The 5969-nt window shown below is 45.0% G+C and carries 8 protein-coding genes; 5 read left to right on the top strand and 3 right to left on the bottom strand.

All coding sequences use genetic code 11. The features are described from left to right. Positions 1–46: 46 nt before the first annotated feature. Positions 47–1516: an aminotransferase class I/II-fold pyridoxal phosphate-dependent enzyme gene (locus tag HFA01_RS18385; protein ID WP_146818832.1), complete on the bottom strand. Its 1470-nt coding sequence runs from the start codon at positions 1514–1516 to the stop codon at positions 47–49. A gap of 125 nt (positions 1517–1641) precedes the next feature. Between HFA01_RS18385 and HFA01_RS18380 the strand changes: the two genes are divergently transcribed. Both HFA01_RS18380 and HFA01_RS18375 read left to right on the top strand, forming a co-directional pair. Continuing rightward, positions 1642–2601: an NAD(P)H-dependent flavin oxidoreductase gene (locus tag HFA01_RS18380; protein WP_146818831.1), complete on the top strand. Its 960-nt coding sequence runs from the start codon at positions 1642–1644 to the stop codon at positions 2599–2601. 12 nt (positions 2602–2613) lie between these two features. Continuing rightward, on the top strand, positions 2614–2886 hold the full coding sequence (locus HFA01_RS18375; RefSeq protein WP_146818830.1) for a UPF0223 family protein: 273 nt from the start codon (positions 2614–2616) through the stop codon (positions 2884–2886). 33 nt (positions 2887–2919) lie between these two features. Here the strand turns inward: HFA01_RS18375 and HFA01_RS18370 are convergent, their stop codons facing one another. Continuing rightward, positions 2920–3558 (bottom strand): YktB family protein, encoded by a 639-nt coding sequence (locus tag HFA01_RS18370; RefSeq protein WP_146818829.1) that lies wholly within the window; start codon positions 3556–3558, stop codon positions 2920–2922. Positions 3559–3736: 178 nt separating this feature from the next. Between HFA01_RS18370 and HFA01_RS18365 the strand changes: the two genes are divergently transcribed. Continuing rightward, a complete protein-coding gene (locus tag HFA01_RS18365; protein WP_146818828.1) occupies positions 3737–3925 on the top strand; it encodes a YkzI domain-containing protein in 189 nt (62 codons plus the stop codon). 351 nt (positions 3926–4276) lie between these two features. Continuing rightward, positions 4277–5086 (top strand): inositol monophosphatase family protein, encoded by an 810-nt coding sequence (locus tag HFA01_RS18360; RefSeq protein ID WP_146818827.1) that lies wholly within the window; start codon positions 4277–4279, stop codon positions 5084–5086. A 38-nt stretch (positions 5087–5124) separates the two neighbouring features. On the opposite strand, the gene HFA01_RS18355 is transcribed toward HFA01_RS18360, so the two are convergent. Next, positions 5125–5313, bottom strand: a complete 189-nt coding sequence (locus tag HFA01_RS18355) for a hypothetical protein (protein WP_246139367.1) — start codon at positions 5311–5313, stop codon at positions 5125–5127. Between the two features lie 121 nt (positions 5314–5434). On the opposite strand from HFA01_RS18355, the gene HFA01_RS18350 reads away from it, so the two are divergent. Next, positions 5435–5815, top strand: a complete 381-nt coding sequence (locus tag HFA01_RS18350; RefSeq protein WP_089652767.1) for a YlaH-like family protein — start codon at positions 5435–5437, stop codon at positions 5813–5815. Positions 5816–5969: the final 154 nt, after the last annotated feature.

Here is a 5969-nt window from a genome sequence, read left to right as displayed (position 1 = left end):
ACCAAAGAACAGTAAAATAAAAAAGAAGCCCCATGGGGCCTCTTTTTTATTTGAATGCGCGTTGTTCACGAATGACTTGAATGGTTTCTAGTGTATCATCTTCAGGGCCTTGTACAGGTAGACCGGCTTCAACATTTTCGTGGATGTATTCGATGTTTTCTTGTGTAATGATTTCACCCGGAATGAAAATAGGGATGCCAGGGGGGTAAACCATCACGAATTCAGCACTGATCCTTCCGACCGCTTCTTTTAGCAAAATCGTTTCTGTCGGAGAGTAGAAGGCCTCTCTCGGAGAAAGGGCAAGCACAGGAATGTCTGGAACCTTTACCCGAATGTTTTCTGTCTCCTCTTTATCAGAGTGCTCATCGGAAAGTGTTTCTAAAGCCGCGATAAGCACGTCGATTTCTTCTTCTCCATCCCCAGGGGTAACGATACATAAAATGTTATACAAATCGGAGAGTTCCACTTCGATATTGGCTTTTTCCCGGAGCCAAACCTCTACATCATAGCCAGACAATCCCAGTTTTTTCACGGAGATGATCAACTTCGTAGGGTCGAAGTCTACGGTCGCATCGCTTGTCAATATTTCGCTGCCTGGGCAGTAAATGCCCGGTATTTCATTCAGTCTTCTTCTCGCATGATCAGCCAGACGTAGCGTTTCTTCCATCAACTCTCGGCCGTTGATAGCGAGATGTCTGCGAGCAGCATCAAGACTCGCCAGCAAAAGGTACGAAGTTGAAGTTGTATGGAGCATAGACAAAATGGACTGGACCCTCTCGTGTGACACGAGTCCTTCTTTTAAGTTCAACACGGAACTTTGGGTTAGAGACCCGCCAAGCTTGTGTACGCTCGTAGCTGCCATGTCTGCTCCTGCCTGCATAGCAGAAAGGGGAAGACGCTCATGAAAGTGAATATGGACGCCGTGTGCCTCATCAACAAGGACAGGGATATCGAAACTGTGGGCAATGTTGACGATCTTTTTCAAATCGGCAGACACTCCGAAATAAGTCGGGTTGATGACGAGCAGTCCTTTCGCATCCGGATGAGCTTCACAAGCCTTCTTTACGGCGTCTGAAGTGATCCCGTGCGAGATCCCGAAGCGGTCGTCGAGTTCCGGGTGGATAAAGACGGGTTTCGCTCCTGAAAAAATAATCGCTGTTGTTACGGATTTATGGACGTTTCTTGGAACAATGATTTTATCACCGGGATGACAGACGCTCATGATCATCGTCATGATCGCACCAGATGTGCCCTGAACAGAGAAGAATGTATAATCTGCACCGAAGGCTTCTGCTGCAAGGTCTTGCGCCTGTTTGATCATGCCTTGAGGATGGTGCAGGTCATCCAGCGGCTCTATATTAATAAGATCGATCGAAAGCGCTTGGTCTCCAATAAAGGACCGGAACTCTTCATCCATTCCTTTTCCGCCTTTATGGCCGGGGATATGAAATTGGACGGGCTTTCGGTCTCTATGTTTTTTTAACCCTGTAAACAGGGGAGTTTCGTGTTGGTTCATATGTGTTTCCACCTCTTTAATTTAGAAAAGCACATGAATTATAGCAGTTTCCGCGTTCCCTTGCTAGTCTTTTGTGTATCCTTTTTCCAATCATGCTAAAATGAAACAAAAGGGGAGGGATTCATGTGGAATGGAAAACTCGCGTCACAGAAGCTTTAGGCATTACATACCCGATTATCCAAGGAGGACTAGCACATCTTGCTTATTCAGAATTGGCTTCAGCGGTATCAAACGCTGGGGGACTCGGCCAATTAACAGCGATGAGTATGGAAGGTCCAAATCAATTGAGAGAAGAAATTGATGCTGTAAGAGAAAAAACAAACCGTCCGTTTGGTGTGAACTTTGCGATTGGTCAGCATGGTCGTCCATTTGAAGAGATGGTTCAAGTGGCCGTGGAAAAAAAGGTGCCGGTCATCTCAGTGACAGGTGGGAATCCTGCCCCTGTACTTGAGCTTGTCAAAAATACTGGGATCAAAACCCTCGTACTTGTAGCAGCTAGACGGCAGGCTGTCAAAGCGGAAGAGCTTGGAGCTGATGCCGTTATGGTCGTCGGTCATGAAGGCGGTGGACACCTCGGTCGTGATGATGTCGGTACATTTGTCCTGACTCCACAAGTCGTAGACGCCGTGGATATACCTGTCATCGCTTCAGGAGGAGTAGGAGACGGTAGAGGGCTGATGGCTGCACTTGCTTTAGGAGCGGAAGGAGTGGAAATGGGGACACGGTTTATCGCAACCAAAGAATGTGTGCACGCGCATCCCGCTTATCTGGAAGCTTTAATTCAAGCGGACGAGACATCCACTACCGTCATCAAAAGGAGTTTAAAGGCCCCGGCTCGTGCCTTGAAAAATGAGTGGACAGCACGTATTTTGGAATTAGAAGATGATCAAGCCGGTTATGAAGGTTTGAAATCCTACATTAACGGCGAAGCGAATAAAACGTTCATTTATGATGGAAAACAAGATTACGGATTCGGTTGGGCTGGTCAAGTAGCTTCAAGGATCCATGACGTTCCATCGGTCGGTGAATTGTTCAGGCGCATTGTCACAGAAGCGGAAGAAATCCGCAACCGGTGGACCAAGTAAGGAGGAAGAATCATGAGTTATACGTATCCAATCGATGAAATTTATTGGTCAAAAGAAGAAATTATCGATGTCGTCAATTTTTACAGCATGGTCGAACAAGCCTATGAAAAAGGAGTCGACCGTGAGGAGCTGATGCTCGCGTACACCCGTTTTAAACAGATCGTCCCATCTAAAAGTGAAGAGAAAACGCTGTGCGGACAATTTGAAAAAGAATCCGGCTATTCCTGCTATAAAGCTGTCAAACAGGCGAAAGGTCTCAGTAAAGGCGACAAAGTGAAGATGTAAACAAAAAAGGCGCTCCCAAAGGGGCGCCTTTTCTTACTGATCCAGTTGTTTTGTGTAGCGGTATAATGGTTCAAGGGTTTGAAACGTTTCTTTACATAGTTCAAGAAAAGCATCAGGATCCTTCAACCGCTCGTCACCACGTTCAATGTTCCTGCCACACAAGATCTCAGCTTTTTTTACCGTCTTCAGACGCTCCGTCATACTTAAAAACTTCTCCTCATCTACATCAGACTGAGGAATGCTGTCAGGCTTCGTGTGATCAATGGACCATACAAAGTCCTCCGGAATATGACCAAGAACTTCATCCTTGTTTTGCTCCAATTTGTAAGCAAAGTCCTGTTTAATGGGGCTTTCGTAGATCACAGCAAACCAAATGAAAACATGAGTCTCCCACAGGCCGATCTGGAAGTGGGGAAGCTTCTTATAACCGCGTTTATTTGAAGCTAGTGCCGCCCATGTATCATTCGGCGGGTTCGTTTTCCGGCGCGCGTGTTTGGCTACGTGTACGAACATTTCGTCACCAGTCATGGCCGTAACATCTGCTGAAAGTTCTGTCGCGACAGCCTCAAGCTTAGGAGAAATACGATCTCTCAAAGCTTCCATTCTATTTTCTAATCCGGGAATGGAAAAAACGTCAAAATCCTCTTGTGTAAATCCACTAAATGTCGCCATTCGATCAACTCCTTCATTTCTCGCCCTTATTTTACCACAAGAAACCGAGCTTACTAAGTGATGTGTTCGGTTGGTTTGAATCCTGTAAAAATGGGTTACATATAAGTAATCTAATTGAAACTTCTGTCGCAAAAGTCACATATATATAAAGTAAGGATTTGAAAGGGAGGGGTTAGCAGTGAAACATGTCATGGAAGCATTGCGTAAAAGAGAAGCTGAAGAGAAGCTCCCGGTAATCCGTATGGAAATTGATTACGAATTGGTGACGTTGCATGATGCCATGATCGCCGGAGATGTCGAACAAATAAAAAAGACAAAGCGAAGACTCTCTGAACTTCGTAAGCAATTGATTGAATGGTCCATATAAGAGCGAGCAACACTAAAGTTGCTCGTCTTTTTTTATTGCCTTTGAAATCCAAACAGCTATTCAAGGAAATGGCAGGACTGCGGAAGACTCAGCTTCGAGACTCACGTGGGAGAAGGATGTAGACGAGATTCCGCAGGACGCAGTCCGAGGAAGCTCGGCGCTCCCCCAAAGGAAAGCGAGTAACTTCCCAGCCACCCCTAACGCTCAACCTAAGTAACGAACCACGAAAACATCTCGAAACGGAGTCGTCAAGAATAGGGCGCTTTAGTTGGACAAGGGGGCGGATTTGATGCAATGTTAGGTTGGATTTGGTACGATAAAGATTGATACTTATAAAAGGGGTACGATGTTATGGATCAACAGAAAAAGAACGAGATTTTCGAAAATGCAAAAGCTTGGGTCTTGGAAGCTGGTGAACGAATCAAAAACAACATTGATTCGCCTCGATCCATTGAAACGAAATCCAACCCGAACGACTTGGTTACAGAAATGGACCAGGAAACAGAACAATTTTTCGCAAAAAAAATCAATGATACGTATCCGGATCATTACTTATTAGGAGAAGAGGGATTCGGGGATGAAATAGAAGACCTCGGAGGAACCGTCTGGATTGTAGATCCCATTGATGGAACAATGAACTTTGTTCATCAGAAAAGGAACTTCGCCATTTCTGTTGGGGTTTATTTTGACGGAGTAGGTGAAATCGGTTTAATTTACAACGTCATGGATGGTGTTTTGTACTCAGCTAAAAGAGGAGAAGGTGCTTATAGAAACGAAGAGAAGCTGCCACAGCTCAGTGAGGAGCGGCCGCTGAATCAGTCCATTCTCGCGCTCAATACATCCTGGTTAATTCCTGAAAATCCTCACGTAGACCATAAAGGCATGGAAGATCTAGTGAAAAAATTACGAAGTACCAGATCTTATGGATCAGCTGCCTTAGAATTTGCTTTTGTAGCCGAAGGACTGCTGGATGGGTATTTGACGATGACGTTGATGCCATGGGATTACGCAGCTGGAAGCATCATCGTTCGTGAGGTGGGTGGAATCGTTACCCGTGCGGACCGGGAAGATTTGGACTTGTTGAACAAGACGACCGTCCTCGCGAGCCGTTCCAACATTCATGAAGAAATATCGAAGGATTACGTCCGTTTGAAGAAATAAAAGAAAGCGACCTCTATAGGGGTCGCTTTCTGCATGATTCAAGATGTTTGCTGTTGTTTTCTTTTTCTTCTCAAACCTACACTCATAAGAGCAAATCCCGAAAAGAAAAGGACGGCTGCAAGCCAGAAGATTTCTTGTCCGATCGCAAAACCAACAGCGATGAATGATAAAATAACGAGACTGGCTAAAAGTGCTGTGTTCAAATGAAAGTTTTTCAAAAGGCTCACCTCTATTCAGGTCTATTATATAGGATTTGTTTAAATAATGAAAATGGTTTCACGGGTAGCATCGAGCGAGGCTTTCTAGTATGATAGAAAGCAGAATAGGGTATCCATGAGGAGGAACATCATGAACGATATGTCCACACTGCCCGTGCCGACGGATCTATGGCCTGTAGCCGATTTCTTTTTCCGTGGCTTCGGAAGTGAAGTGAATTTAAATGATGAAAGCGAAGTGACCATGCTCTTTCGTTCTTTCATGCTTCTATACTTAACGACTGTTATTCTTGCCATTATTACATTTAAGCTCGGGTTCGCTAGAAAATTACCTTTAATGAAGACGATTGTCGTTTATTCCGTTCTCATTATAGGGACATTTATCTTAACCTTAATCCTTGGATTGAACTTGCCTCTTCCTGAAAGTTTAGTAGTGGCAGCTTTGATACTTGGGATCTACCGGATCAGACTCCATAGAGAGCGCGGCGCCCGTCAGCAAAACGAATCATCCTAATCCAAAAGCCCCTTCCTTTCAAATAAGGAGAGGGGCTTTTGCTATGTCCTAAAGTGTCTAGTTATTAAAGAATATGGCAGGATTGTGGAAGACTCAGTATCGAGATGTTTCCGGGGTTCGTTGCTGAGTAGAGCGTCAGGGGTGGCTGGGAAGC

It is taken from the genome of Halobacillus faecis (genome assembly GCF_007991335.1).
GTDB classification, from domain to species: domain Bacteria; phylum Bacillota; class Bacilli; order Bacillales; family Halobacillaceae; genus Halobacillus; species Halobacillus faecis.
The sequence above is the reverse complement of the archived record's forward strand: the minus strand, read 5'-3'. Positions and strand labels throughout refer to the sequence as shown.

What these genes read in the sequence shown, in the direction of transcription:
- HFA01_RS18385 (WP_146818832.1), bottom strand. Translation starts at nt 1,516, where the DNA reads ATGAACCAACACGAAACTCCCCTGTTTACAGGGTTAAAAAAACATAGA.
- HFA01_RS18375 (WP_146818830.1), top strand. Translation starts at nt 2,614, where the DNA reads ATGAGTTATACGTATCCAATCGATGAAATTTATTGGTCAAAAGAAGAA.
- HFA01_RS18370 (WP_146818829.1), bottom strand. Translation starts at nt 3,558, where the DNA reads ATGGCGACATTTAGTGGATTTACACAAGAGGATTTTGACGTTTTTTCC.
- HFA01_RS18360 (WP_146818827.1), top strand. Translation starts at nt 4,277, where the DNA reads ATGGATCAACAGAAAAAGAACGAGATTTTCGAAAATGCAAAAGCTTGG.
- HFA01_RS18350 (WP_089652767.1), top strand. Translation starts at nt 5,435, where the DNA reads ATGAACGATATGTCCACACTGCCCGTGCCGACGGATCTATGGCCTGTA.